Here is a 23,661-nt window from a genome sequence, read left to right as displayed (position 1 = left end):
GAATTGCGGAGCCAATGGGTACAGCTGGGGGGAATGAGCTATGGACCAATTCGTAACCGAACATCCGTGGATTGCAGGACTGATGCTGAAACCGGTGCTCGGAATCTTGCTGTTGCTGTTCTTCTGGGGAAGCGCGCGCGTTTTGGCGATCGTTCTTTGGTACGCGCTTCCGGCCGGCCGCATCAAAAACCGGCTATTCGTTCGCGTTCGCGCTGACGGCGCCCACGTAGTTGCCCGCCCGGGTCAGCGCAGCCTGGAGAGCGCGCCGATCATTGGGTGGGAGCCTCGTAAGGATTGACTTCGCCTGCTTCGGATTCATCAGAACCTCGGCGAGCTTGCTCTCCAGGCGCTGCTGGCCCGCTTCGCGCAGATACTCGGAGGCAGCGCCGAACAGCGGGATGCGCGATGCAACGCGACCCGTTACTCCCTTCGTGAGTCGCTCATTACCCAGCAATCGCTCAGCGGTCTGCGAGTTCCCGCCGCTGCCGGCGCTGGCTGCGAAAGCGCGGCGCTGCAGATCATCTTGAATGCCCGCGATTGAGGCTTCATCCGCAGGCTGAAGGTATCGATCCGCTTCTGCCTTCTTGAACCCTGTCGCCTTCGCCGCAACGCGATCCATATCTCGCGTCGCCTTCGAAAACTGCGCAGGCGTAAGAACGATGTTTCCAGAGACGGCATCGGGGACCGCCCCGCCTTTTTCCAGCAATTCACGCCCGATCTGCATTCGACCAATCGGTATCGACCCCTTGCGGAAGGCGTCGAGATACTGACCAAACTCCGGCGAAGCCGCGATCATGACGTCGTCGAGTGACTCCTTCACGCCCATCAATTCACGCGAACCAGCCAGCGCCGCTGCCGATTCTCCGCCGTATTTGCCGGCGAGCATGTCGTCTATAGTTTTGCGCACGTTGTACAGAACGCTCAGACGATCTTCGGCAACAGTGCCCTGGCCGCCGGGTGCAGCCCGCTTGAGCAAAGAAGCTACGCGAGCCAATCCTTCCTGCACCGCTGGGCGACCTTCCGCGCCACGGGCTGCGTCTTTTAGGGTCTTCACCGCTGCATTGATGTCGACGCCGGTGACTTGCAGGGCTTGGTCAAGCAGCGGCTTCGCCGCGGCGCTCCGTTGCCTTTTCGCCGATTCGATGGCTGCACGATCTCCAGCAAACTGCTGGATCACGGACACGCGCGCGTCGTTGTTCGCCCGATCCAGGTCGCCCCAAGTTCCCCCCTTACTCCGCAAGAGTCGCTCAAGACGCGCTATACCAGGATCTAGGGTTTCCTCGGCTAGCGTCCGCTGCACGCCGGGGATCGGCGACGGCTGCCCAGACAGGAGCAGCCCGGGATTAGCCGCCTCCTGACGTAGAACTTGAGCGACACGCTGCTCGATATTGGCGACGGTCGGTGCGAGGAGATTTCGCGTCCCTTGGTAGGCCGCAGACGCCGCAGCGCCGATGCCCTTGCCAAGTGTCGCGCCAGCGCCGCCGGCCAAGCCGCCAATCAGTGTGTCGACGCCGCGGCTGTCGTCGCTGGCGACAGGCTGCAGGGCGCCAAGCACGAGGCCCTGGGCAGCAGACCCTTTAATGGTCGCGGGCATCAGCGCGCGCGCAGCCCCCAATAGCAAGCCATTGACGCCGCTTGACGCGGCGCCGGGGCCAGCCGCAGCCACGCGCAGTCCGCTTGCGGGGAGAAGCACCTGGCTTAGCAGGCCCAGCGCATTGCCAGTGAAGCCTCCGCCGGTTCCTCGCAGGCTCTCGTCGTTGCGCTTCTTCTCGTCGATCTCGGCCTGAACGCCCTTACGATAGGACTGTGCGGCGTTGTCCGCACCCTGGATTAGACGTTTGGCCGGTTCGATAGCGCCGACCTGTTCTTGGAGTTCGCGCAGGGCACCGGTGTGCCGCGCCGCGTTGTTGACGAGCAGCTGGCGCGCTGAGTTCTTGAGATCGACGTAGCTGGAACCGAACCCCGCAGCGACGTTGTCGAGAAACGATTCGCCGTCCGCGGGATTGATGTTCGGATTGATACCGGCTGCAGCATAGCGATCGACGCTGGGGCTGGCATGGTCGGTGGACGACACGCCAGCGTGAACGTCGCTGAAGTCGGCAGCAGGCTGCTGGTAGCGCGTCCAAGGGCCTTCTGCCGGCGTGTCAGTCGGCGCTGATACTGCTGCGGCAGCGGCCGCCTGCTGGTACTTCTCCCACGGGCCTGCCATCAGATGCGCTCCCAGGCATTAGGGTCGGCAGGATTGCCGCCCTTGAAGCGGTAGCCACCCTCCACTGCGCCAACAGCCGGTCCCTGGCCGCTGGTACCGCCAGATGAGTTCTGCGACGCGTATTTCAGGTTAAGGCGCCGGATCTGCTTCGCTGCTGCTAGGCGCTGTTCTCGCGGCAGGTTTGGGTTGGCCAGGTCGCCGGCCATCTGCTTGTACATCTCGACATCAGCGTTGGACTGCGGACCCTCCATGCGCGGCTGCTTTGAGGTGAGCTGGCCAGCGATCGTGCGCAACGCAGCCGTCGCCTTTGCTCCCTCAGTCGCGTGGCCTGCGGCGCCGGCAATTTGATCGATCAGCGCCCCGGCGGATCCACCGGTAGCCTGTGGGATCAGGCGCTCGGCCTCATCGAGCAACATCAGCACCTGTTGTGCGTCGCGCGCGCGGGTGCCCCGCTGCGCGGAGACCTCGGCCTGCGTCTTGGCGCCGGCCTTGGCGCCCTCGACCGCGGCCGCCCGATCGGCCTCCAAACCGGTCATACGGGTGTATGCGCCCATTTCGGCGTTTATCTTGGCCTGCTCCTGGGCGGTGGTGGTGAGCGCGGCCTGCTCCTCGGGCGAGCGGCTGACGCCCAGCGCGGGACTGGCGGCAGGCCGAGGCGCCGGCGCGGCGAATTGCTGCGGGCTCACGTTTCGGGTCTGGCCGTCCAACTGCGAGCCCATCCAGGCATCGATTTGCTCGGCGGGGTAGCCGGCCTGCTGCATGAGCGCGGCCATGTTGGCCATGCGCTGCTGCAGTTCCTGCGGAACACCGTCGAGGGCGACGCTGGTATTCCCGCCAGCACGCGCCGGCGCCAGAGCAATGCCAGAGCCGCTGGTAGGCGGCACGGAAGCGGCTCCAGCGCCGCTTCCAAGCGGCACGAAGTCGCCGGCCGCGTCGTCGTAGACCTCCATCACCATTGTCGCGGGGTTCTGCCTTGTCGCGCGCGTGCGGCCGTCAGCGCCAACGATAGTCCCGAACTTGACCGCGCCGGTGACCGCGCGCGGGTCGAGCCCGGCGTTGACGCGCTGCGCCTTCAGCCGGTCCTCGGGGGTGAAGCCCTCGGTCATCGCGTTGAAGGTTCGCATCTCGTTGGTCGGGGCGCCGCTCGCGCCCATCGTCTGCGCCATGATCTGATCGACCACCGGCATGATCGACGATTTGTCCCAGTCCCGCGGGATGTCGGGGAAGCGCATGCGCACGCCGGACGAGTTCGCGAACTGGCGATAGAGATTCGCGGCCGAGGCTTCCTGGCCGGCGCCCATGAGCCGCTTGATGCTGCTGGCGACGTTGTAGACCTGGGTGCCGATGCGGTCGGCGCCCTTTTCGTAGGCCTGGGCGGCCTGCGGGTCGATGGCGTAGGCCTGGGCAGTCGCGCCGGCGTCGCCGCTGAGCACCTGCGGCGCGAGGCCGCGCAGGCGCTGCTGATCGCCCTGCGCGCGCCCCTCCTCGTAGCCCTTGCGGATGTAGTCGTTGAGGCCGAGCAGATTCGTGGCCATCAGTAGCCCCCCAGGTTGAAGCCGGTGCTGTTGCGGCGGCCGAGCCAGTTGCCGACCGCGTTGCCGGCGACACCGACGAGCTGCGACATGGTGTCGCCCTGCTGCTGGTAGGCCGACCCGCGCGCGTTGCCGCTGTTCACCAGCAGATTCCCGACGTTGTTGGCCGCGTTCTGACCGAACGCGCCCAGGCTCTGCGCGGACTGCTGGCCCTGGCCGGCCTGCCCGGCGAGCTTGTTCCAGTAGTTGTTCGCGTACTGGGTGGCCAGGCCCTGGCCCAGCGCGATACGGTCGGCGTCGCCGCCGCCGGACCAAAGCGCGCCGTTGCGCGCCAGGCCGCGGTTGAGGCCCTTGAACCCCTGGTCGACGGCGAACTTGTAGTCGGCCGAGTTATCGAAGCCGCTGGTATCGCCGTTGAGAAATGCGTTCTGTCGCGCGAGCGCGTTGCGGCCAGTTTCCAGCCACGGCATCTGATCCTGGCGATTCTGATCGTACTGCCGTCGCGATTCGGCGATGGCGGCATCGTTCGCGGCCGTCTGCGCGCCCGCGGCCTTCTTACTGGCGCGGTTCTGCGAGTAGGCGCTGATGGCCGCACCGGCCAGTCCCACTGCTGCTGCGGGCATGTTCAGTTCTCCGATTCTTCGAGCCCCGCGAAGATCGCGAAGCGGTCCCAGGCCCAGCGGCCTTTCGCCGGCTGACCCAGTTGGTTGCAGGTGTCGAGGTAGGCGCGATAAGCCGCGACGGCGTCGGCCGCCCCGTGCGTGATCCAGGTGTCGAGCGGCAGCCGGAGGTGGTCGACGTCGACCGCGCCGGCGGCGCGCGGCCAGGACGCCGGCCGCGTGAACTGATGCTGGAAGCCGCCCCACTCGGCCAGGCGCCGCGCGTGCGGAAGATCCGCAGGGACGCGCGTCACGAGCTCGATGGCGTCGCGCGCGCAAAACAGGTAGCGCAGCATCTGCGCCGCCGCCACCCGCACGCCGCGCGACTTCGGCAGGAACAGGGTGTGCAGCTCGTACAGGCCCGGGGCGAGCCGATGCGCGAGCCAGCCACCGGTGTCGAACTCGATCCCGATGCATTCCGGCCACGCCGCCGCAAGCGAGATCGGCCCGTCGCCGGCGCGCGAAACGGACGGGAAGACGCGCGGATGGTTGGCGATCGACTCCAGGAACTCAGGGCCGGTCGCGATCCTCACGAGTCGGCCACCCCGGCCTGCCAGGAGGCTGCGATCACGTCGCGCTTGCCGGGGCTGCTCACGCGGATTTCCCAGACTCGAGTCTCGGCCATACCGAGTTGCGTCACCTCGACGGTCTGCCGGTACTGGCCAGCCGCGCCGATCGACTCGATGGCCGGATACGACCAGTTGTGGCCGCCGTCGTCGCTGTAGCTGATCGCACAGGAATGGTCGGACAGGCCCACAGGGATACGGCCGACGTCGAACACGACCTTGAAGCCGTCGACGATGATCGGATTGCCGTCCGCGTGCGCCACCGGCGTGCGCCGGATCGAGGTCAGCGGCTGCCCATCCTCGGTCATCTCGTCCCAGTCGAGCAGGTAAACCTTGCCGTTCTGCATGTCGCCGCCGTACCAGCGCCGGCGCCAACGCGTCAGCGTGCTCAGGCGCCAACGCGACATGCCGTGCGACTCGCGCCGGTGCCACTCCTGCGACAGCACGTCGTAGCCCCAGGTGTTGCCGTCCGGGAAGGTCAGGTAGAAGACCTTGTGGCCGCGGTCTTCGAACGTGGTCGCGAAGGCGTTGTTCCAGTTCAGCCCGGAGATGGCCTGTTCGATCGCCGCGGTGCTGATGCGCACCGGCGACGTGCCCTGGAGCCGGTAGACGTTGCCGTCGTCGCCAAGCCAGTACGCCGAGTTATCGAGCTGCGCGCGCGCATACGGCGATGCGCATCCGATGTTCTGCGAAAGGTTCGAAACGCGCTGGAACGTGCCGGTGGTCGCGCCGGTGTTCTGGAAGAACTCCAGCGTGCGCTCGCCCCACACGGCAACCAGGTCGCCCAGCGCCATCAGCGAGACGATCTTGTCCGGCGCGGCCTCGGCGTCCGCGCGGTCCAGGCTGTTGTACTGAGTCGCCTGGGTCAGGTCGCTTGTGAACCAGAACCGGCCGAACGGGTCGACGCCGAGGATGTAACCGTCGATGAAGTCGACGATGTAGGAGCCCGGGAAAGCCTCGTCGGTGATCTGGACCAGCGTGCTGGTCGTGGTGTTGAAGACGTAGCCGGATTGACCGTTGACGAGCACGATTTCGTTGCCGTTCTCGATCTGGTTGTGCGCGATCGAGACGCGGTTGACGCCCGGAATGCTGCCCAGCGAAGTCGAGGTGCCGTCCGGGTTGATGCGGTAAAGAGTCGTACCGGCGACGACCAGGAACAGGCCCTCGGCGTCATGAGAGCCGCGCACCGGCTTGTTCTGCGTGGTGGCGAACTGCCGGAAGCCAGGCGCGCTGCGCATGATCGCGTCGGAGCGCGCGCCGGGCCGCTCGGCCTGCAGCGGCAGCCAGTTGACCGCGTCCTGGCAGGTCCACGGCTTGGTGTCGTCGGAATAGGCGCCGCCGACGATCTGGAGCGGTCGCCACTTCATCCGGTGAAGCCCTCGCGCCAGTCGCCGCGGCCGTAGCGCTGGCCTTCGCCGGACGGCAGGTCTTCGTAGCTGACGCGAACGAACACGTTGGCCAGCACCTGCGCGTGCAGCGTGGCGAGCGTGTCGCGCGCCAGCCCCACCAGGTCGGGCTGCAGCGGGACGCCGAAGCGCTGGCGCAGCCGAAGTGCGAGGTTGTAGCCGATGGCGCCCTCAGCCTCCGGCGGCGCTGGCAGTTCGTCGGTGGGCTCTACGACCGCGGACCAGCCGACCGAGACGCCCTCGACTTCCCACGCCGCCATCATCAGGTTCAGCGCGCGAATCGCGTCGCGCGCGTTCTCGGGCTTTACCGGCTGCCGCGGATCCTGCACGCGCAGGTGCGACAGCGCGTCGCGGATGATGTCGGCGACGGCGGTCATTTACTTGGCCTTGGTCTTGGCGGCCTTCGGCGGACGGCCGCGCTTGGGCGCCTCGGGCTTACTGGCGGTCACCGGCGCCGTAGCGGCGTCGGCCGGCGCGTCGAGCGGGGTATCGCCCTTGGCCGTCTCGCCGGACTTCGGCGAATCGGCCGGCGGCGTCGGCGGCGCCGCCGGCTTCGATTCTTTCGCCTTCGGCTGATCGCCCAGGCGCTGATAGCCGTCCTTCCGGCGCGCAGCCTCCTCGGCCTCGTCGTTCACGATCACCGGATCGGCCGCGGCGTCGCCGGCCGGATACAGCATGCGGGGGTAGCTCTGCTTCATGGTCTGGACTCCTGGGCCCCAAAAGAACGAGGCGCCCGAAGGCGCCTCGAATCGCCACTGACGCGGCGGCTTTACTGGGTGACGCGCGCGGCGTGATCGGTGCGCACGCCGCTTTCGCCGTAGAGCACATCGATACGGGTGTGCTCCTTGTCCTGGTAGCCGTCGCCGAAGGTCATCACGCGGACGCTGATGCCGTTGATCGTGGCGGTGTAGCCCTCGCACGACGCCAGAACCGGCAGCGGCGCGAAGGCGACCGCGAACGCATCCTTGTGGAACGCGAGGTTCTGGGCCTTCGACTGGCTGGCGGTGCCGAAGATGGTCACCGCGGCGCCGTCTGCGGGGAGAGCCGTCACGTTGCCGCGCTGGCTGGTGGTGTTCTGCACGATCGCCGGCGAGATGGCGATGTTGCCCGCGCCGCCGGCGAAGTCGGCCGTGACGACGAACGCTCGCGGCCGGCCGATGTCCTCGCCGGTGAGCGGGTTCACCGCGTTCACGCCGGCGATGGTGATCACCGAGCCCTTGGTGACCGCGCCGGTACCGGTGTCGACCGCCAGCAGCGCACCAGTCTGGGCGGCACCGTTGGTGACGTAGCCCGTGCCGGCGCCGTTGGTGTGAACCGGGATCGACTGCTGCGTGTAGAACTGCAGGTTCGCGAACATGCCGACCGCGTTCTTGTCGAACTCGGCCTCCAGCTCCTGCTTGCTGTGGAACAACGTCGCGTTGGCCTCGGCCAGCGCGTCGTTGGCATCGGAGGTGAAGTGGATGCTGCGGTTGTCGGTCGGCGCCAGGAAGCGGTCGAGGGTGGAGCTGGCGTTGCGATAGGTCGTGCGCGTGGCCGGGATGGTGCCCCAGGTTCCGACGACGTTCGGGGTCTGGTTCTTCATCCGGGTGAGCAGGTCCGCGTTGACCACGGCGCCCAGCGAGTTCATCGCCGGCCGCAGGAAGCGCTCGCGGAAGTCCGAGAGATCCAGGGTCTTTTCCTTCGCGCCGAAGGTCAGCGCGACATGCTTCTGGGTGTCCAGGGTCAGCGCGACCTCGGTTTCCTGGGCGAGCGGCGCGCTGCCGCCGTTGGCGAACACGGAGCCGTCGAACACGACCGGAACCGGGGGGACCTTGATACGGACCGTATCGCCCTTCTTGTAGCCGTTGACCTCTTCGCCGAACTCGACCTTGCGGTCGGTGTTGACGTTCTTCACGACGGGGTTTTCTTGGACCAGCATGAGCGCAGCTTCGCGCGCGATCATCTGGTGGGTGAGAGCCTGTCCCATGGTGGGTTTCCTCTGATTCGGTAGTCGGGAGCCCTTAGCGCTTCCGGCGGCGCTCGAGTTCGCGCTTCGCCCACTGGTCGTCGGTCAGCTTTTCCGAAGGGGTATCCGTCGGAGAGCGGCCGCCGAGCGTGGGCGCCGGGGGCGGGGCGTTGGTGAGTTGCTTGGCGGGCGCCGCGGCAGCGACCGGCGGCGTCTGGGGCGCGCTGGGCTGCGCGGGCGCGGCCGCCGCGGCGGCGTTCTGGGGCTGCTGCGGCGCGGCAGCGTTGGCGCCGGTCAGGCGCTTGGCGAGGCGGTCGACAGCGGCGGCCGCGAGGTGCGGCGGTAGGCTGGCGATGGACCAGGCCTCGTCATCGTTCTTGCCGAGGAAATAGGCGATCTCCGGACCCTTCTCGTGGGTCTTGATCGCGAGCTGCAACTGCTCCGACAGCTCGTAGGGGATGCTGTAGACGACCTCGTCGTAGTCGGGATGCTGCTCGGCGAACTCGTTCGCCCGCGCCTGATAGGCGGATTCGGTCTTGACGGCCGATTCGTTGGCCTGGCGCTGCTGCTGCTCGCTCTGGCTCGACGCGAGCGCTTCACGGACGCCGTGCTGCACCTGCTCCTTCAGCCACCGCTCGTGGTCGAAGTCGCATTCCTCCAGCGTCGGCGGCGCCTTGGCCGGCTGCTGCTGGGATCCCTGCGCAGGGCGCTGGGTCGGCTGCTGCTGGCCGCCACCGGCGAGCTGGCGGCGGTACTCGGCGTTTTCCTGCTGCAGGCGCTCGATGTAGCTGCGCGTGCGGTTCTTGTGTTCCTTCGCGGCTGCCTCGCTCTTTGCGGCTTCCGCTTCGGTGGCCTGCTGCTGCGCCTCGGTCGCGGCCGCGGCCTGCTGGGCTGCCTCCGCGTCGTTGCGCGGCGCGCGTGCCGGCGCGGCTGGCTGCTGGGTGGGCTGCTGGGGCTGCGCGGCCAATGCTTCGCCGCCACCGCTCTGCGCGGTGCTGGTGTTGTCGCTCATTGCGTCCTCGGGGGATCGGCCGAACCGGGCCGTAGCGGACGGGCTCAGCCCGTGAATTCGGGGGCCCCAGATGCGGCGAAGCCCGCTTGCGCGGGCTCCGGTTCGTCCAGGGTGAATGCTTGGTCGGGTGGTAGGCCCATGGCCTGGCCGATCCGGCCGGCGCGGGTCAGCCCCACGATCTGGCTGGCTGCGACCTCAGACATGGTCTTCGCGTAGTCGGCCTCGGCCAGCGGCTGCACGGTCGGGGTCTCGGCCTCGGTTTTGGCGGCGTTGGCGTTCGACTGCCGCGCGGCGGCGCGCGCCTTGTCGGCGTCGGCGATCATCTTGTCGACAGTGGCCTGCAGTCGCGGATCCGGCGGTGGCGCCGGGGGCGGCTCCTCGCCCTCACGCGGCGGCATGATGCCCTGCTCCACCAGCGTCTTGCGCAGTGCGTTCTCGACCTCATCGCTGCCCGGCAGGTCCAGGTTCTTGATGACCTGGTAAGCGACCAGTGGCGCGATCGCGGGGAAGCTGCTGCCGAGCTGGCCAGCGAGCTGGGTGAAGGCCTCGACGGCCTCCATGCGCTGCGTGGCGTAGCTCGGGCCGACCGTCACCGCGACGTCGTACTTGCCCTTGCTGATGTCGTTCAGCGTGATCTGCTGGCCGGACTCAGGGTCTTCGACGGTCTGATACAGCTGCCGCCACTTCTCGCCGCCGTCGTCGCCGAGCACGCGCACCACGCGCGGGGTGTCGTAGACCCGCGGGATCATGTCGACCAAGATCTGGTACTCGTAGCGGATCGAGCGCACGAGGTTGTCGATGTAGTTGAAGGTAGCGGTCGCACCCTGCTGCTTGCGCGAGTTTATCGCAATGCCGCTGGTCTCGTTGGATCGCGCACCGAGGCTGGCATCGTACTGCCCCGTCGCCGCCTTCATGTCGTCGTTGTCCATGCCGGCCAGTTGGATCAACGCGGCAGGCACCTCGGCCTGACGCGTGCGCTGGGGCGCAGGCAGCCCATCGACGTTCTTGTAGAGCAGATAGGGTCGGTCCTCAGCGTTGGCGGCATTCCACATCGACTCCAGGCCAGCGATCTGCTCAGGCGTGGCGATGAAGGGAGCCTTCGGGGCCTTGGCGACTGCTTCGACGGCCGCGGTCCGGTGCACGTTGTGCAGGCGCTGACCGTCCTTCGCATAGCGGACCATGCCGCTGAAGTAGTCGTCCCCATCGATGTTCTGGATGTTGCCCCAGCACACGATGATCGGGATGAACTTCGATGGGAACTCGTAGGGCTCCGACAGCCATTCGTGGCCATTGGTCAGCCGCATGTAGACCTTGTGCGAATTCACCACGCGGCGGCGCATGATCTGGATGCCCAGGCGCCCCGCGGTGGCGTCGTCGAGCTTGGCGTCATCGGAAAACACGACCTCCAACTGGCCGGTCGGGCCCTTGATCGCCAACAGCTCGCGCTTCATCGGCTTCTTGTACCAGTACTCGGCGCGCTGGATGAGGTCGCGGTCGCGCCAATCGGCGCAGGCCGCGTCCTGGTCGAAGTCCGACACGCTGGCGCCTGGGTGTTCGCGCTCGAACTGCGCCTTGGCGATCCGGTCAAGCACGAAGCACCATTCGGCGTCGCGGCGATCGATCTTGTTTGCCGCCGGCTGGAAGAACACAGAAAACGGGTTGCAGATCGGCTCGATGATGATGTCGAGGTCGAAGTCGTCGTCGTTGGCGTAGTCGGTGCAGATGCGCCAAGCGCCGAAACCACCCTGAACCGCCGGTTCGAAAGCGATGTCATGCGCGGTGTCGGCGTCGCTGGTCGCCTCGATGTTGCGGCAAATGCCCTGCATTAACTCGGCCAGGCCGCGGTCCGATTCCTCGACACCGCGCACCTTGCCCTGCGGCCGCGTCTGTCGCATCTCGTTGATCACCTGCTGCGTGTGCATCCGCAGCTTGGGGAACTCGTAGGTCGGCCGGTTGCCGCGGCGCTTCTTGAGCTTGTCGTCCCACTGGTGGCCAGGCACGACCACAAACTTGATATCGGCCAGGCATTCATCGAACTTCGGCTGCCAGTACTCCTTCGCCTTCTTGAACCGGTCGCGCATCTCGTCGATGCCGTCCGTGTCCTTTCGGCGTGTGGCCTTCGCGGTGTCGTTCATCAGTAATAGTCCACCGGGCAGTCAGCGATGTCGGGGATCGCGACGCGAGTGGCCACAGCCACGGGTTCGGCGAAGGTGAGCGCGACGGCGTCCCAGCCGTCCGGGCTCTTCACGCCACGGCGGCGCATGTCTTCCTTTCGTTCGATCAGGACGCGCGAGTTGCTGTCGTACTTGTAGCCAGGCCCGCAGGCATCTCCCTGCAGCGCGTCGTCGTCGGGGATGTCAGCTCCGCCTTCCTGGTCGAGCCAGTCGCGTGACGCCATCCACATCTCCGCGCGGCGATTGGCCGGGCCGCCGCCGATCTCTCGGCCGTGCTCGTCGAACTTGGGCGGCTCCAGCGGCGCGCTCCCGAAGTTAACTGCGCGCACGATGTCGCCGTAACCCATCTCGACCAGCCGGTCGTATACGCCGGCGCCGAGCCCGCCCACGTCGATGAAGACGCGGGCCGGCTTCTCGGTGTCAATCACCTGCTTGACCCAGCCGGCGCCCTCCATCGTGGAGAGCTTTTCCCGGCGATCGACCTTGATGACCTTCCGGCCACGTCGGCGCGCCATCGCGGAACCGTCCTCGCCGAACCGCGCCGGGTCGAAGCCGATCACCAGTGGGCCCGAGGGCTCCAGGTTCGCCGCGCGCGCTGTGGCCGCCTTGTCCGGCTTGATGAAGCTGTCGTGGCCCGACATCTGGAAGGCCTCGGCCGCGGTCGCCGGGTACTCCTGCTTGAACAGCGTCGCGTCTTTCAGCTCTGCGATCTTGTTGCGCCGCCAGGCGATTTGCTCGTCGTCCAGGCCATAGTTGGCGGCGTACTGCGTTTCCTCGTCGGACTTGACGAAGGCATCCGGCACCGGCTTGCGATACTCGTCCTGCCAGAACCAGGGCACGAAGATAGCGATGAAATCGCCGATGCCGCGCTCGGCGTCAGTCCACTTCTGATGGAACAGGTTGCCGATGCCGTTCGCCGTCGACTCCAGGATCACCTCTGTATCTGGCTCGTCCGGCACCGCCTGAAGCACGCCGGCGGCGTGCGTGTCAGCGTGTGGCCAGAACGCAACCTCGGAGCCGTGGAACAACTGGATGGTGCTCGACCGGCCGACACCCTTGGTCCCGGCAGTGCCGACCTTGTAGCCGCTGTCGAGCTGATCGAAGAACAGCTCCTTGGCGTTCGCCGCGCCTGTACTTGGGCGCACGCCGTCCGGGCAGTTCTCGTGGTAGCGATTCACCATCTCGAACAGGTTCTGCGTGGCCGCATCCTCGTGGGTGAGGATGAAGGTGCGGATGCCCGTCGCGAGGGTTGTTTTGCGGTAGAACCGGGCGCCGACATAGGTCGAACAGCCCTGCTGGCGCCCTTTGAGGATCAGCGCGCGAACGCGACCGATTCTCGCGCGCTGCTCTTCCAGACGCTCGTGGATGAAGGCCTGGGCGCGGTTGAACCGGAACGCCTGGGTCTTGCCCGACTTGGCGCGGATTCGCAGGCATTCCTTTGCGAAATTGGCCAGGTCCGGCTCGACGCGGAGGACGCGCCGCTCCTTCTCCTCAAGCAGAGCGTGCAATTCGCGGCGCTCGTCGTCGGTCGCGGCGTCGAACATCACGCGGTCACCTGCAAGAAGGCTGGGCCGCCCGTCGTGAACTCGTCGCCGAAGAACGGCCCCGGCAGCGTGAGCACCCGGAACAACTGGGTGTAAATCTCGCCGCTGTCGAATGTCACCGTGCACTTGATCGAGGTTTCGCCGCGGTAGGCGGCCTGGATCATGACCCTCGCCTCGCGACCATCGATGGCCGGGTTGGCCATCGACACCGCCAGCACCGGCTGCATGCGCCATTCGGCCTTCACGATCGTGCGACCCTTGGCGACGGCGCCGTTGAAATTGGCGACCAGGCACCGCTTCTCGGTCGGGTAGAGACGCGTGTCGTGGATGCGGGATCGGTCGTGTGCCGAGACGTAGCAGCGCGAGACGCGTCCAAGCTCCTCGCAGGTTTCAGCGGGCGCTGCGTCTACTTCGACCAGCATCGAGAAGGTCTCGATGCGGGACAACTCGCTACCAAAGCCAGCGGTGTAAACCACCTGACCGTATGACCCTGAAACCGGGTTCGGGACGAACTCTGTCGCGTCGTCTGGAATTTGGTTGGTGACGATGACTGCTGGGTCAGACCCTGCGTAGAGCTCGAAGAAGCTGGGGGCCTCACTCAACTGCCGTCGCACGCTGTTGTAGGACTGAATCGTGATGCGGACAGGGCGCGGTTGCTCGTCATCGAACAGGATCGTCCAGGAAGGTCCTTCGTCCTCAGTGGCTACGACATTCGAACCCTGTAACTGCGGGCTGCCACCCAACTGCTGGAACGAGAACGCTACGCCGGCGTCGGCGATGGGCCGAAAAGTCGTCATCGCGGCTTCCTCTTTGGCTTCTCGTCGGCTCCGAACTTCGCCAGCAGTTCAGCGATGCGAGCATCGATCTCGTTGTCGGTCTTGGCGCCGATCTCACCGCTGTGCTCGAGCTGGACCTTGTCGCCATACCGCTGCGGGAACCATTTGGCGAGGAGCTTGATGTCGGTTTCGATGATGAGCTTGTCGCGCTGCACGTCGCCGGAGGAGTCGCCCCCATCCACAGTGGTCTTGCCACGAGCAGTGAGGCGGGTGCGCTCGGCGATGGCGTCGAAGCCAAGGATTCGGGCCTCGCGCATGTCCTTGTCAAAGGCCCGGTTCGCCGCCTTCCAGTCGCTGATCGTCCGAACGGCTGGCATGTGGTCGCTGCGGCAGATCTCGGCCAGGGTCTCGCCGTTGCTGATCCGCTTGATGATCTCTGCGGCTAGCTCGGCGGTGTACTTGGTCGCGCGCATGGTTATTGGCCTCGATCCGCCGTCACCTGGGCTTGGAGCCCGCGGACGGTGGCGTCGCACTCGGCGGCGACTCGAACAAGATCTGCCGCACCTTCTGCTCGGTCTGCGGCGGCTGCATCAGGCTCGGGGCTACCGGCGCCAGCCGCGGGCACTCGGGCTTCACAGCCGGCCCAACGCTGCTGCAGCCGGAGGTTGCCAGCGCGCAGGTCAGCAGCGACAGCCGCACCTTTCGATTCAGCATCTCGCTTCTCCTGTTCGAACCTGGCCGCGATGGCGCTGGCCTTGTCGGCGCGCTGGCGCTCGACGGCGATGAGGTGGTTGGCGTTGTCGCGCTCGGCCTCGGCGAGGCGCTGGGCAGCCTGGGCGATGTCCTGGGCGCGCTCAGCCTTCGCCAGCGACCCGCGCTGCCACAGCGCCAGGACTGCCATGGCCACGAGTGCCGCCAGCAGAACGCGCGCCAGGATCGTCACGTCACTCGCCCGGATGGTCCACGCGCTGGCGGACCCAGGAGCAGAACAGCCCGAAGGCCGCGGTGCCCCAGAGAATCCGCTCCATGCTCGCCGGGACCGGGCCCAGCGCCAGCAGGCTCGTGTAGAGCGTCGGCAGCGCAGCCACGAAGCCCCAGACGTAGGTCGTGTACTTCTTGGCCATGACTTTCGCGCCTTCGACGCCCTGCGGCTTCAGGCTGGTCAGCGGCTGCGGCGGCTTCTTGGGGCCACCACCGATGATGATGATCTCTTCCTCGGACATCACTTCTTCTCCGGCTCGGCCCTGGGCTTCAGGACGCCAGTGTTGATGTAGGCGCGGATGGCGTTCTCGCCGTCGCGGCGCTCGCGCAACTGGGATCGGATCTCGGCGCGATCGCTGACCATCCACAGGCCGCCGACGAACCCTGCCGCTAGCATCGCCAGGCAGCACGTAGCCGCGAGCCAGACGCCGATGCCGCCGGCGTTGACGTTGATCGTCGCGTTGCTGCCGTTGCCCCGGTCCAGGCGGCTCAAGGCCACCTCCAGACGCTCCATGCCCACGCGGAACTCCCGGGCCAGTTCCAGCTCCTCGCTCATCGGCGGTAGGGCTCCGTAAAGACCGGCACGTCCATCTTCAGCGCGATCTGGTAGACGATGTTTCGCAGGCCGTGGATCTCGTCCTTGACCTCCTGCATCGCACCGGACTTCAGCAGGTTCTCGGCGCAGTACAGCTTGTGCTTGTTGTGGTCCTGCCAGAGCAGCCACACCCAGCCGATCAGGCCGGCCATGACCATCGTCAGGACCGGCACCACGATGGCGAGTAGGCGGACGATCACGTCCATCGAGTCGTTCACGACAGAAACACCTCTCGCTCGTCTTGGCGACGATTCGTCAGGCCACGCATGACCCTGCCGTCAGCCTTGTTCCAGCGCAGGAACTCAGCCGCGGCGCCGGCTACGTCGCCAGCGTTGAACTTGCGGAGCAGCGTCGAGCTCGTGAAGGCCTTGACGCCGATGTTGTAGGCCAAGCTGGTCATGGCGCCGAGCTGCTGCTCGGTGGCCTGACGCTTCAGCACCGAAGCCACGCCCTTCTGGAACCGGTCGACGTCGCGCGCGAGGCGGTCGTCAGCCTGTGCCTGCGTCCAGCGGACACCGCGGCTGATGCCCGGCCCAGTGGCGCCGAAACCGATGGTCCACGGATCACCGCCCGTCGCCGGATCCGGATACGCCACGAGCTTGCAGCCCTCCCAGCGCTTGATGAGGGCGACAGCTTGGGCCAGGGCGGACATCGCCGTATCAGCCGTGCTCGGCGAGCTTGTCAGCCAGACGGAAGCCCAGCAGCGGCCACACCTGGCTCACGGCGTTCTGTCGCGCGATCTTTTGGCCGATCTCGGCGTCGAAGTTCGCGAGGCTGACGGCTGCCGAAAGCCCCTCGACGGTGAACCCATTGGCGAGGGTGAGCTGGCATACCGTGGTGCGGCCGTTCGGCAACACGGTGTATGTCTCGCCCACGATGGCGGCTTCGACATCGGCAGGCGTAACGCGCGGCGCGGTCAAGCCCTTGGACTGGATCTCGTTCTCGATCTGCTGGTCAGTCATTTTGGGCTCCAGAAACGGAAAAACCCCAGCGCTTGCGCGCCAGGGCTTGAGGGTCAGTGCTCGATGTTGCCTGATTATTCGGACATTTCGTCCGGACGCAAGCCCTAGGCAGCCTTCGCCGTTGACAAGGCTCCGGCCACCATCGCTTTCGCCTGAGCCAGGAGGTCGTAGTAGGCCGTCCGACTGATGCCGAGGCCGATCCGACGCATCGCGTAGAGCCGGGCATCGATCGCCATGCCCGGGTGGAAGTAGTCGCACCGCAGCACCTTGGCCTGGCGCATGTAGTCTCCCTGCTCCATCTCGCGGACTACGGTTTCGACCTCGTCGGCCTGGGAGCGGATCGGCACCGGGATGAAGCCGCGGGAGTCCGGCACGAAGCCCTTGTGCTCCACCAGCGTCTGGATCATGTTCTGGCCCGGCCAGCCAACGTTGGCGTACTTGCTGCCGCCGTATTCCTCGGCCCAGTTGCGAAGGCGGGATTCGAGTGCGGTTCGGTCGATCATGCTGCCTCGCTTTGGCCGATGAGCCTGTTTTGGTAGGCCAGGAGTTCGTCGTCTTGGCCGAAGGTTTCGCGGAATCGCTTGGGTTGTAGGGCGTAGCTGGGGCCGTAGGCGAGCTCGCACAGGTCGCGGGTGCTGAAGCCCGGATCGCCGCGGTGGTGCCAGGAACAGAGCCCGATGGTGAAGTCGTGCCCACGCCGCTTCTGGCCGTGGCGACCGCCGACGGTGAGGTGGTGAATCTCTGGGTAGGTCTCTAGGCCGTAGATCAGGCAGGCCACGCAGCCGCACTCCCGAATCATCTCGAAGCGCTCGACCTGAGCCTTGGTCGGTGCGCCGGTTGATCGGCCTCGCTTCACTTCTTGCCGCCTCTCCGCTTGTCAAGAAATCTGCCAAGTCGAAGGCCGCCAAGCCAGAATCCGAATAGCAGCGACGCCACGCTAACTGGCGACAGCAGGACGGCGATAAGCACAGCCTTTGATTCACTCATGGCCTTCTCCAGTTCTGCACCAGCGCCGTAGCCTCGTCCTCGCTGCACACGGCGAACATGGGCTCGCCTCGCCAGTCGCGGTTGAAGGCCTGCTGGTTGGGGTTGAGGCCGGCGCGGCCGTAGGCGGTCTCGGGGTTCTTGATCTCGACCAGGCGATTGAGCCCGATGCAGCCCACGACCAGGTCAGGGAAGCCGGCGACGCCGGCGTGCGGCAGCTCGACAACGCTGCAGCCCAGCGCTTCGAAGTGCCGCGCGATCCTCGCGTGGTTGGCGTCCTTGCGGGCCTTGGGCCGCATCACTGCTTGGCCGCCTCGCGTCGCCGCTCATGGGCATCCGAGAACCGCTCGTGAGCCTGACGCAGGAGCGCATAGCCGCGTTGCTGCAGGTCGCGGTGTGCCGCAAGCTCCTCAGCCGTCGCGAATGGCCAATTCGGCGGCAGCTGTCGTTGTTCGCGCTCAGCCATCGATCTCTCCTCGTGCCGCTCGTTTAAATGTCCCGCCCCAGAACGGTCCCGCGCGCCTGCAACGCAGCCTCAGCGCGTAGCGCTCGGTCTTTCCAGTCGAGCAAGTCCTCGCGCGCGCCCTCGTAGGCGTCGCGCCAGGACCGGCTCGCGGCCGGCGTAGCGGCGTTTCCTGACGGCTGCGGACGCTCAGAGCCCCACCAAACATTGGCGAGACGGCTGACGACCTCATCGAGCAGCTTCTTGCGTGCCACCATTTCACTGGGATCGACCGAGGCTAGCTCGATCTCCAGTTCGCCCATCAGGTTCGCGATACGGGTACGGAAGTCAGTCGGATCGCTCATCGGTTGTTGCTCCGGTCGGTGCCGTTCGCGCGCGCGCGATGCCGGCGGATTGGTTAGTGCTCACGCCCTGGCCGATGCAGAGTTCGACGGACCTCGTCGACCCCGATCTGCAAGTGCGCAGCGATTTCGGCGGGGCTGCAGCGCTCCGCATACAGGGCTCTGATCTGGCGGGATCGGCGCTCGCCCAGTGGGAGCTGGCGGACTCGCCAGGGGCTCGGCAGCGGGATCGCGTTCCAGCCCGCGGTCATGACTTGTCGCCTCGGTAGTGGCGCTCGAGCTCGGCTTGGACCTGGGAGAGCGGGATGGCCTCGGGCTGACGTTGCCGAGGCGCCTTAGGCTCAGCCGGGCCACTCGACCCAACCATCCGCCCGATCTCGGCCAAGGCCTTCTTGGCCACCTCGGGGTTGGAGGCCGGGCGAGCCAGCCTGAGCACCGGCATCGGCGAGGGAGGCAGTGCGTCTAGGAAGTCCCGCGGCGCCGGCCAGGTGCGCTGGGTCTGAGCCAGCAGCACGAATGCCTGCCGGATCCGCGCCGTATCGCGCTCCTGGTCCCAGACGCGGCCGGTCGTCAGCGCCTCGAGCCAAGCCCGCACAGTTCCCGGGATGACCTCACCAGCCGGCTGCCGATCGAGGCCCAGGCAGAGCAGCTTCTGAAAACCCGTCAGAATTTCCGTTCCCAGCCAGTCCACGTTTCATCTCCTCGAGTGCTTGGATTGCCTGTCCTGTCTTGCTTTGGGGCGCACGGTTACCTCCCGGTGATCCGGGTGGGCCGCGGTTGGTTCGCGCGTTGGCGGCGGCCTTCATCAGCCATGCCGCGGGGTCCGAAATGTCTTTCGCTTCGGCGTCGGCGAGGATTGCCCCGCACTCGACGTCACCAGCAGCCTTGCGCAGTTGGCCGAGCAGCCCTCGAGCAGGTTTCTCGGGGATGCCCTTGCGGATCAGGAAGGCGAGGCCTGATCCCCAGATCGGGTCAGACGGAGGCCCGTTCGGCGGCGCGTCAGCGCCAGTAGCGTTAGCTACTGGATAGATACTGGTGTCTGGTGCTTGGTGAGCTTTTTTCTGGGTTTCGTTTTCATAACCCAGCGAAAACCCATCGGGTTTCTGAGAAGAACCCACTGGGTTTTCTTTCTTGGGCCTCCCGCCCTTCCTGCCATTCTCTCGAGCTGCATTGATGCGATCCGTCGCCTTGGTCAGCTCAGCCTCGATCCGACCATGAACCCACACGCCTTCTGCGAGTCGGAAGAACTCCTTGAGCACCGAGTCCACTGCAGCGCGCTCGGCCTTGGAGGCGGCGCGCGTGATGCGATAGCGCTGGTCATCCGGGATGCCCTGCTCGGTCGCGTAGTAGCGATCCATCAGCTGGCCGTAGGCGCCGTGCTCGAGCATCGACAGGTGCCCGGTGTCGCGCGCGTAGTCTCCAAGGTGGCGCTCGTAGTAGTTCATCACTCTTCCAGAATTCGCCGGATGGCCTCAAATCCTGCGCGAGCGGCCGCCTCTTTCCTGCTGACCCCGTAGAGCAGCATGTAGATGCGATCAGCCACCTCCTGGCAGCATGCGAAGGGGTTGTTCCAAACGTCCGACCCGCTGAACCGCAGAACGACGATTCCCTGGCCCGTCATCCATCGATCACGGGCTTTGTCCGTGCTGGCCTGCTCTTTCGTCTTTTCGTGGAAGTTGTGGCCATCAAGCTCTACGACTAAGCGCTTGACGTCGCCGGCTTGCGACTTGATCTTGAACAAGAAGTCGGCCCGGTAAGCGCCGAGCGCTGCCTGAGGCTCGAGGATCACCACCGGCGAGTCGGGCAGCCTCAGATGAGGTCGCAACAAGACGAAGGAGGCGTAGAACAGTGCCTCAATTGGGCTCTCGGCCTTCTCCAGCGGGAAGCGACGAATCACCCAATCCTGAATCTTCATTGCCATATCCGTCTCCTGGTGCCCTGGAAGAAAGAACCCCCAACCCGCCAGGTTCGGGCTGTCCGCGCCGGAGCTACCGGCACGTGAGGGGGCTTGTAACGAGGTCACGCCATCCGTCCTAGCGACGGGACAAGGGCCAAAATCAGGCGCATGTGGCCCCCTGAGCTTCTGCAGCCAGGAGGGCAATAGCCTCACGAGCTAGCCGACGCTTGTGCGCCCGCTCCCGACGTCGACGCTCGCGGAGGTGCCTGGACAACTCACGCTGGTCTGCGGGGATCGTCGCTTTGAGCAAGCGGATACGCGCCTCCTGGACGTTGTCCGGGATCAGACGGATCTCTTCGTCGGTCAGGTTGCGGGTCATGCCGGATACCTCAGCTCCAGCAAAAGCTGCAGCTCGTGGATAGCCTTCTCGATGTCCTGACGCCCCTTGCCCGTCGGGCGGGCGTGGCGGGTCAGGCGCTTGATTACGCAGCCCTCTAGAAACCCCAAGGCGTTTGCCTCGATGTACTGGACTGGCTGGATGGCTCGGCCGCGGTAGTGGTCGCCGCCGATCTGGGTGTTGAGCGCGCTCATGCCGCGGCCCCTTGCATTGAGGCGATGTAGCCGATGCGATCGGCTTCGCGAACTCGGTTTTGGGCGACGCGCAGGGCCTTCTGCAGCTCCCGGAACTGGATCACCAGAAGCGTCCCTGTGGCGTTGCAGAAGGCGCGGGTGCGGCGATGCGGGACACCCTGTTCGCGCCACTTGTGAACGCCCTGCTTCGACACGCCGATGCGTGCGCCGATCTCCTGATAGGTCAGGCCAGACAGCTGCACCGACACCAGGAACGCGTCCCGCTCATCGCGGCATAGGCGCAGCACGTCGTCGCTTGCGGGCTTTGCAGACGGGACCGCTTCAATGCGGTTCGGGAGGAACGTCATCGCCGATCTACCTTCGTCAACTTTCGTCAACTTTGTTGTGTGGGCCATAAAAAGGGCTCACCCCGAAGGAACGAGCCCCGTGAAGAAGTCAGGAAAGGTCGAGCCGGTGACGGAGTTGAAGCGCGTGTGCGGCAATGCGTTCGCTGTGACGCGACGCGAGGACGGCGTGCGGATTCGACGCCTGCCCTGCCCCGCGCCGGCGCCCAAAGGACGCGTTGCGCAGGTCGTGGTATTCCCGTGGGCCAGTCGGCGAGGCCGCTGAGTGCGCGCCAGCCGAGAAATGGCGACGGGCTCCGGCGTAGGCTTGGGGGTGCGACCCACCCTCACCTACACCGGAGACCGTCATGGAACTGGAGAAGCGCGTAGCGGCACTGGAAGCCATCGTCATGGACATGACGACAGTCGGGCACGTCAGGGACTTGATGATCAGGGCGCTCATCGCGACGCACCCCAGCCCAGAATCCGTGAAAGCAGCCTTCCAAGTGCTGCTACCGGAGTCAGAAGCAGCACTGAGCAACGACGCGTTTGCAATTGGATTGCCGCCAGCAACGACTCGCCAGATGCAAACGGCGATGGCCGAGGCGGCAGCAAGATGGCTGGCATTTTTCCCGAAGCCCGCTTCAGGAGCAGGTACGCCAACAGCGGGCTGATTTGGTCGAGTTTCTTTGCCCGCTCGGCGGCATCGGCGAGCATTCGCTCGTGTTCTTCGCCCCAAGGGCCCTGGCCAAAGGCGTCCACCTCACGCCGCCTCGCCCTTGGGGGGCTGTTTCTCCATGGCACGCAAGGCGTCGTGCAGCGCCTGACAGGTTTCGACCCGGGGGTTCTTCACCGCACCGGAATGCAGCTTGGACAACGTGAAATAGGGGACTTCGGCACGACGACTGATCTCTGGCCACTGCCCCTTAAGCTCAGTCAGGCGGCGGCGAATGTAATCGAGCATCGGCTCGGGCTTACGGGATGGCATTGGCCAGCCTCCTTGAGTGTCCCGACCGACATTAGCCGTTTATGGCTATTAGTGCAAGCCTCTTATGGCTATCCGCGAATGCAACCATTCGCCCATGGCTAAACCCAAGTCCCCCAGGCCCGATATCGGGCGCCGAATTGATGCCCTTATGAAAGTCTCGGCCGACCTGGGAACGCAGACGGCGCTCGAGCAAAAATCAGGCGTCCCTCAGGCGACGATCGGCCGAATCATCCGCGGCGAGGTTAACCCCAGCGTCGACAACGTCGAGCGGATCGCAGATGCCTATACCGTTTCTGTGGACTACCTCGTCAAGGGCCGTGTTCTGACAGCTGCTGATCAGCGAATGGCCGAAGCACTTGGCCTCCCATCAGCACAGCTGTTGCAGTCTCATCCAGCGTCGCAACTTGGGCGACCAGACCCTGTAACCCTCAGCCACGCGATGCGCTTACTGTCGTTTGTGTCACGGATTCTGCGTGGACGGGTCGACGTTTCAGCTGACGGAACCGCCCTCGCTCAGGCCTACGACATCGTGTCGCTGCGGCCCTCCGATTTCGATCTGGAGGATGCATCAGAGCAGCTAGCCGAGTGGCTGAGATCGAGGGATGACGACGATGGACGAGTGGTCTGATGGCAAACTTTGGGCACTAGCAGTCCGCTTGGCGGCGAGGATCGAGGGGTTGGCTGACACCCCTCAAGCACCAGTACAACGCGAACTAATCCTCGGGCCTGGCGGCAACGTCATCCCCTTCCGTCCACGCGCTGCCGCGCACCAACTGCGGAAATCAGGCGTACCCCCTGGAAGACCTCGCCGGGGCGAATAGCCCTATTCATAAAAATGTTCATTGGACTAGCCATAAACGGCTTGACAGGGCCGTTTTTTGCCGTATCGTACTAGCCATAAACGGCTACTTGAGCCGGCAACCACGGGGCAAGGACATGGCAACCCAGACTTTCGAAGCGACTCCGGAACAGCTGGCGGTTCTGATCGAGTTCTGCCGCCGGGAAGTGCATCGCGGCGAATACGTGACCCCTCAATTGCAGGCGGTCGTCGAGGCCATCTCCGGCCCGTGCTTCCGCATGGAAGAGCAGGACTGGGGCACCTTCCCGGTCGCGATCAACTCCGACGGTTCGGAGGCCTGAGCCATGACCGTCTCCGCCGCTTCCGCTCTGATCGGCCTGGCGCTGAGCGCTGGCCAGATCGACCGAGAGACCGCAATCCGCGCGCAGAGCGCGATCCGCGGCAACTACTACGGCAACCGCATGACCAACGACGACCGTCGCCAGCTGTTGGCGCTGCGGTTCGGCATCGTGGAGGTCTGAGCCATGGCTTCCTACCACCAAGCGCAACGTCAGTACGACAGCCAGCACGACGCCGAGGGCGAGCGCTGGGACCGCTACAGCGAGGCCGTCTCGGCTCGGGTCTCGGAGCTGGAGAAGTGCCCGGACGCGATCGAGCGGGCCATCAACGAGGTCGACTGCGACCACACTGACGAGCTGATGGCGCTGCGGGTCAAGGCGTTCATGACGGGGCGTCCGGCTGATCGTCATGCGCTGGAGACTCGCGAGAACGCGCTGGTGACCGCTGTCCTCCTCCGCTTCGCCAAGCGCGACGTGGGCGACGAGACCGGCTACCGGAAGGTCCGCACCGCCGAGGCCATCGGCGACCTGTTCCAGCGCGGCCGTGCGCGGGTGGCTCTGTGAGCGCCGGGGCCG

The 23,661-nt window shown here is 65.8% G+C and carries 36 protein-coding genes; 5 read left to right on the top strand and 31 right to left on the bottom strand.

Translation table 11 applies throughout. The annotated features are described in order from the left end of the window. Positions 1 to 193: 193 nt before the first annotated feature. The 30 genes from BLU84_RS15585 to BLU84_RS15445 all read right to left on the bottom strand — a co-directional run bounded on the left by BLU84_RS15585 (position 194) and on the right by BLU84_RS15445 (position 20,984). On the bottom strand, positions 194 to 2,209 hold the full coding sequence (locus BLU84_RS15585; RefSeq protein WP_074869186.1) for a hypothetical protein: 2,016 nt from the start codon (positions 2,207 to 2,209) through the stop codon (positions 194 to 196). Continuing rightward, positions 2,209 to 3,744 carry a hypothetical protein gene (locus BLU84_RS15580; protein WP_074869183.1) on the bottom strand — a complete coding sequence of 512 codons (1,536 nt, stop codon included), beginning with the start codon at positions 3,742 to 3,744 and terminating at the stop codon, positions 2,209 to 2,211. Before BLU84_RS15580 ends, BLU84_RS15585 begins: the two co-directional genes overlap by 1 nt. Then, entirely contained in the window at positions 3,744 to 4,364 is a 621-nt protein-coding gene (locus BLU84_RS15575; protein ID WP_139175041.1) for a hypothetical protein, read from the bottom strand. Before BLU84_RS15575 ends, BLU84_RS15580 begins: the two co-directional genes overlap by 1 nt. Before the next feature lie 2 nt (positions 4,365 to 4,366). Then, complete coding sequence (locus BLU84_RS15570; RefSeq protein ID WP_074869176.1) at positions 4,367 to 4,933, bottom strand: hypothetical protein; 567 nt, start codon at positions 4,931 to 4,933, stop codon at positions 4,367 to 4,369. Beyond that, positions 4,930 to 6,333 carry a packaged DNA stabilization protein gene (locus tag BLU84_RS15565; protein ID WP_074869173.1) on the bottom strand — a complete coding sequence of 468 codons (1,404 nt, stop codon included), beginning with the start codon at positions 6,331 to 6,333 and terminating at the stop codon, positions 4,930 to 4,932. The genes BLU84_RS15570 and BLU84_RS15565 overlap by 4 nt, the downstream gene beginning before the upstream one ends. Next, positions 6,330 to 6,749 carry a packaged DNA stabilization gp4 family protein gene (locus tag BLU84_RS15560; protein WP_074869170.1) on the bottom strand — a complete coding sequence of 140 codons (420 nt, stop codon included), beginning with the start codon at positions 6,747 to 6,749 and terminating at the stop codon, positions 6,330 to 6,332. Before BLU84_RS15560 ends, BLU84_RS15565 begins: the two co-directional genes overlap by 4 nt. Next, positions 6,750 to 7,070: a hypothetical protein gene (locus BLU84_RS15555; protein WP_074869166.1), complete on the bottom strand. Its 321-nt coding sequence runs from the start codon at positions 7,068 to 7,070 to the stop codon at positions 6,750 to 6,752. It lies immediately after the preceding gene. A gap of 71 nt (positions 7,071 to 7,141) precedes the next feature. Beyond that, positions 7,142 to 8,290, bottom strand: a complete 1,149-nt coding sequence (locus BLU84_RS15550) for a P22 phage major capsid protein family protein (RefSeq protein ID WP_233431161.1) — start codon at positions 8,288 to 8,290, stop codon at positions 7,142 to 7,144. A gap of 82 nt (positions 8,291 to 8,372) precedes the next feature. Further along, positions 8,373 to 9,329, bottom strand: coding sequence for a hypothetical protein (locus BLU84_RS15545; RefSeq protein WP_074869160.1), 957 nt, complete (start codon positions 9,327 to 9,329; stop codon positions 8,373 to 8,375). 44 nt (positions 9,330 to 9,373) lie between these two features. Next, entirely contained in the window at positions 9,374 to 11,464 is a 2,091-nt protein-coding gene (locus BLU84_RS15540; RefSeq protein WP_074869157.1) for a portal protein, read from the bottom strand. Next, entirely contained in the window at positions 11,464 to 13,047 is a 1,584-nt protein-coding gene (locus tag BLU84_RS15535) for a terminase large subunit (RefSeq protein ID WP_083382673.1), read from the bottom strand. Before BLU84_RS15535 ends, BLU84_RS15540 begins: the two co-directional genes overlap by 1 nt. Next, a complete protein-coding gene (locus BLU84_RS15530) occupies positions 13,047 to 13,844 on the bottom strand; it encodes a hypothetical protein (RefSeq protein WP_074869153.1) in 798 nt (265 codons plus the stop codon). Before BLU84_RS15530 ends, BLU84_RS15535 begins: the two co-directional genes overlap by 1 nt. Next, on the bottom strand, positions 13,841 to 14,296 hold the full coding sequence (locus tag BLU84_RS15525) for a terminase small subunit-like protein (protein ID WP_074869151.1): 456 nt from the start codon (positions 14,294 to 14,296) through the stop codon (positions 13,841 to 13,843). Before BLU84_RS15525 ends, BLU84_RS15530 begins: the two co-directional genes overlap by 4 nt. A gap of 2 nt (positions 14,297 to 14,298) precedes the next feature. Beyond that, complete coding sequence (locus BLU84_RS15520; RefSeq protein WP_139175040.1) at positions 14,299 to 14,766, bottom strand: lysis system i-spanin subunit Rz; 468 nt, start codon at positions 14,764 to 14,766, stop codon at positions 14,299 to 14,301. Position 14,767: 1 nt separating this feature from the next. After that, positions 14,768 to 15,046 carry a hypothetical protein gene (locus BLU84_RS15515; RefSeq protein WP_074869147.1) on the bottom strand — a complete coding sequence of 93 codons (279 nt, stop codon included), beginning with the start codon at positions 15,044 to 15,046 and terminating at the stop codon, positions 14,768 to 14,770. After that, positions 15,046 to 15,360, bottom strand: coding sequence for a hypothetical protein (locus BLU84_RS15510; RefSeq protein ID WP_074869145.1), 315 nt, complete (start codon positions 15,358 to 15,360; stop codon positions 15,046 to 15,048). The genes BLU84_RS15515 and BLU84_RS15510 overlap by 1 nt, the downstream gene beginning before the upstream one ends. Then, a complete protein-coding gene (locus BLU84_RS15505) occupies positions 15,357 to 15,599 on the bottom strand; it encodes a hypothetical protein (RefSeq protein WP_139175039.1) in 243 nt (80 codons plus the stop codon). The genes BLU84_RS15510 and BLU84_RS15505 overlap by 4 nt, the downstream gene beginning before the upstream one ends. 14 nt (positions 15,600 to 15,613) lie before the next feature. Next, positions 15,614 to 16,051 (bottom strand): lysozyme, encoded by a 438-nt coding sequence (locus tag BLU84_RS15500; RefSeq protein ID WP_074869139.1) that lies wholly within the window; start codon positions 16,049 to 16,051, stop codon positions 15,614 to 15,616. A 7-nt stretch (positions 16,052 to 16,058) separates the two neighbouring features. Continuing rightward, positions 16,059 to 16,361 (bottom strand): Gp49 family protein, encoded by a 303-nt coding sequence (locus BLU84_RS15495; RefSeq protein ID WP_074869135.1) that lies wholly within the window; start codon positions 16,359 to 16,361, stop codon positions 16,059 to 16,061. Positions 16,362 to 16,465: 104 nt separating this feature from the next. Then, the gene (locus BLU84_RS15490) at positions 16,466 to 16,864 is read right to left on the bottom strand and encodes a hypothetical protein (RefSeq protein ID WP_074869131.1); all 399 of its coding nucleotides are present in this window, start codon (positions 16,862 to 16,864) and stop codon (positions 16,466 to 16,468) included. Next, complete coding sequence (locus tag BLU84_RS15485; RefSeq protein ID WP_139175038.1) at positions 16,861 to 17,217, bottom strand: Ref family recombination enhancement nuclease; 357 nt, start codon at positions 17,215 to 17,217, stop codon at positions 16,861 to 16,863. Before BLU84_RS15485 ends, BLU84_RS15490 begins: the two co-directional genes overlap by 4 nt. Before the next feature lie 127 nt (positions 17,218 to 17,344). Next, complete coding sequence (locus BLU84_RS15480) at positions 17,345 to 17,644, bottom strand: PDDEXK family nuclease (protein ID WP_074869123.1); 300 nt, start codon at positions 17,642 to 17,644, stop codon at positions 17,345 to 17,347. Then, positions 17,644 to 17,811 (bottom strand): hypothetical protein, encoded by a 168-nt coding sequence (locus BLU84_RS27230; protein WP_170849182.1) that lies wholly within the window; start codon positions 17,809 to 17,811, stop codon positions 17,644 to 17,646. The genes BLU84_RS15480 and BLU84_RS27230 overlap by 1 nt, the downstream gene beginning before the upstream one ends. 23 nt (positions 17,812 to 17,834) lie before the next feature. Further along, complete coding sequence (locus BLU84_RS15475) at positions 17,835 to 18,152, bottom strand: hypothetical protein (RefSeq protein WP_139175037.1); 318 nt, start codon at positions 18,150 to 18,152, stop codon at positions 17,835 to 17,837. 244 nt (positions 18,153 to 18,396) lie between these two features. After that, positions 18,397 to 18,840 (bottom strand): hypothetical protein, encoded by a 444-nt coding sequence (locus BLU84_RS15470; protein WP_139175036.1) that lies wholly within the window; start codon positions 18,838 to 18,840, stop codon positions 18,397 to 18,399. Continuing rightward, positions 18,761 to 19,594, bottom strand: coding sequence for a YdaU family protein (locus BLU84_RS15465; protein ID WP_074869113.1), 834 nt, complete (start codon positions 19,592 to 19,594; stop codon positions 18,761 to 18,763). The genes BLU84_RS15470 and BLU84_RS15465 overlap by 80 nt, the downstream gene beginning before the upstream one ends. After that, positions 19,594 to 20,064 (bottom strand): endonuclease domain-containing protein, encoded by a 471-nt coding sequence (locus BLU84_RS15460; RefSeq protein WP_170849181.1) that lies wholly within the window; start codon positions 20,062 to 20,064, stop codon positions 19,594 to 19,596. Before BLU84_RS15460 ends, BLU84_RS15465 begins: the two co-directional genes overlap by 1 nt. Positions 20,065 to 20,206: 142 nt before the next feature. Then, positions 20,207 to 20,425, bottom strand: coding sequence for a hypothetical protein (locus BLU84_RS15455; RefSeq protein ID WP_074869106.1), 219 nt, complete (start codon positions 20,423 to 20,425; stop codon positions 20,207 to 20,209). Beyond that, positions 20,422 to 20,637 carry a hypothetical protein gene (locus tag BLU84_RS15450; protein ID WP_074869102.1) on the bottom strand — a complete coding sequence of 72 codons (216 nt, stop codon included), beginning with the start codon at positions 20,635 to 20,637 and terminating at the stop codon, positions 20,422 to 20,424. Before BLU84_RS15450 ends, BLU84_RS15455 begins: the two co-directional genes overlap by 4 nt. After that, positions 20,634 to 20,984: a hypothetical protein gene (locus BLU84_RS15445; protein ID WP_074869098.1), complete on the bottom strand. Its 351-nt coding sequence runs from the start codon at positions 20,982 to 20,984 to the stop codon at positions 20,634 to 20,636. The genes BLU84_RS15450 and BLU84_RS15445 overlap by 4 nt, the downstream gene beginning before the upstream one ends. Positions 20,985 to 21,328: 344 nt before the next feature. Between BLU84_RS15445 and BLU84_RS26600 the strand changes: the two genes are divergently transcribed. Further along, complete coding sequence (locus tag BLU84_RS26600) at positions 21,329 to 21,634, top strand: hypothetical protein (RefSeq protein WP_139175035.1); 306 nt, start codon at positions 21,329 to 21,331, stop codon at positions 21,632 to 21,634. 89 nt (positions 21,635 to 21,723) lie between these two features. Here the strand turns inward: BLU84_RS26600 and BLU84_RS15440 are convergent, their stop codons facing one another. Further along, positions 21,724 to 21,948: a hypothetical protein gene (locus tag BLU84_RS15440; protein WP_074869095.1), complete on the bottom strand. Its 225-nt coding sequence runs from the start codon at positions 21,946 to 21,948 to the stop codon at positions 21,724 to 21,726. A 94-nt stretch (positions 21,949 to 22,042) separates the two neighbouring features. Here BLU84_RS15440 and BLU84_RS15435 point away from each other — a divergent pair, with 94 nt between their 5' ends. The 4 genes from BLU84_RS15435 (at position 22,043) to BLU84_RS15425 (ending at position 23,649) form a co-directional block, all read left to right on the top strand. Beyond that, positions 22,043 to 22,576 carry a helix-turn-helix domain-containing protein gene (locus tag BLU84_RS15435; RefSeq protein ID WP_170849180.1) on the top strand — a complete coding sequence of 178 codons (534 nt, stop codon included), beginning with the start codon at positions 22,043 to 22,045 and terminating at the stop codon, positions 22,574 to 22,576. Positions 22,577 to 22,884: 308 nt separating this feature from the next. Then, complete coding sequence (locus tag BLU84_RS15430) at positions 22,885 to 23,088, top strand: hypothetical protein (RefSeq protein ID WP_074869086.1); 204 nt, start codon at positions 22,885 to 22,887, stop codon at positions 23,086 to 23,088. 3 nt (positions 23,089 to 23,091) lie between these two features. Continuing rightward, complete coding sequence (locus BLU84_RS27225) at positions 23,092 to 23,268, top strand: hypothetical protein (RefSeq protein ID WP_170849179.1); 177 nt, start codon at positions 23,092 to 23,094, stop codon at positions 23,266 to 23,268. Between the two features lie 3 nt (positions 23,269 to 23,271). Beyond that, positions 23,272 to 23,649, top strand: coding sequence for a hypothetical protein (locus BLU84_RS15425; RefSeq protein WP_074869083.1), 378 nt, complete (start codon positions 23,272 to 23,274; stop codon positions 23,647 to 23,649). Positions 23,650 to 23,661 lie beyond the last annotated feature (12 nt).

This window comes from Lysobacter enzymogenes (assembly GCF_900106525.1).
GTDB classification, from domain to species: Bacteria; Pseudomonadota; Gammaproteobacteria; order Xanthomonadales; family Xanthomonadaceae; genus Lysobacter; species Lysobacter enzymogenes.
Note: the sequence above shows the minus strand (reverse complement) of the source record. Positions and strands in the feature narration are given on the sequence as shown.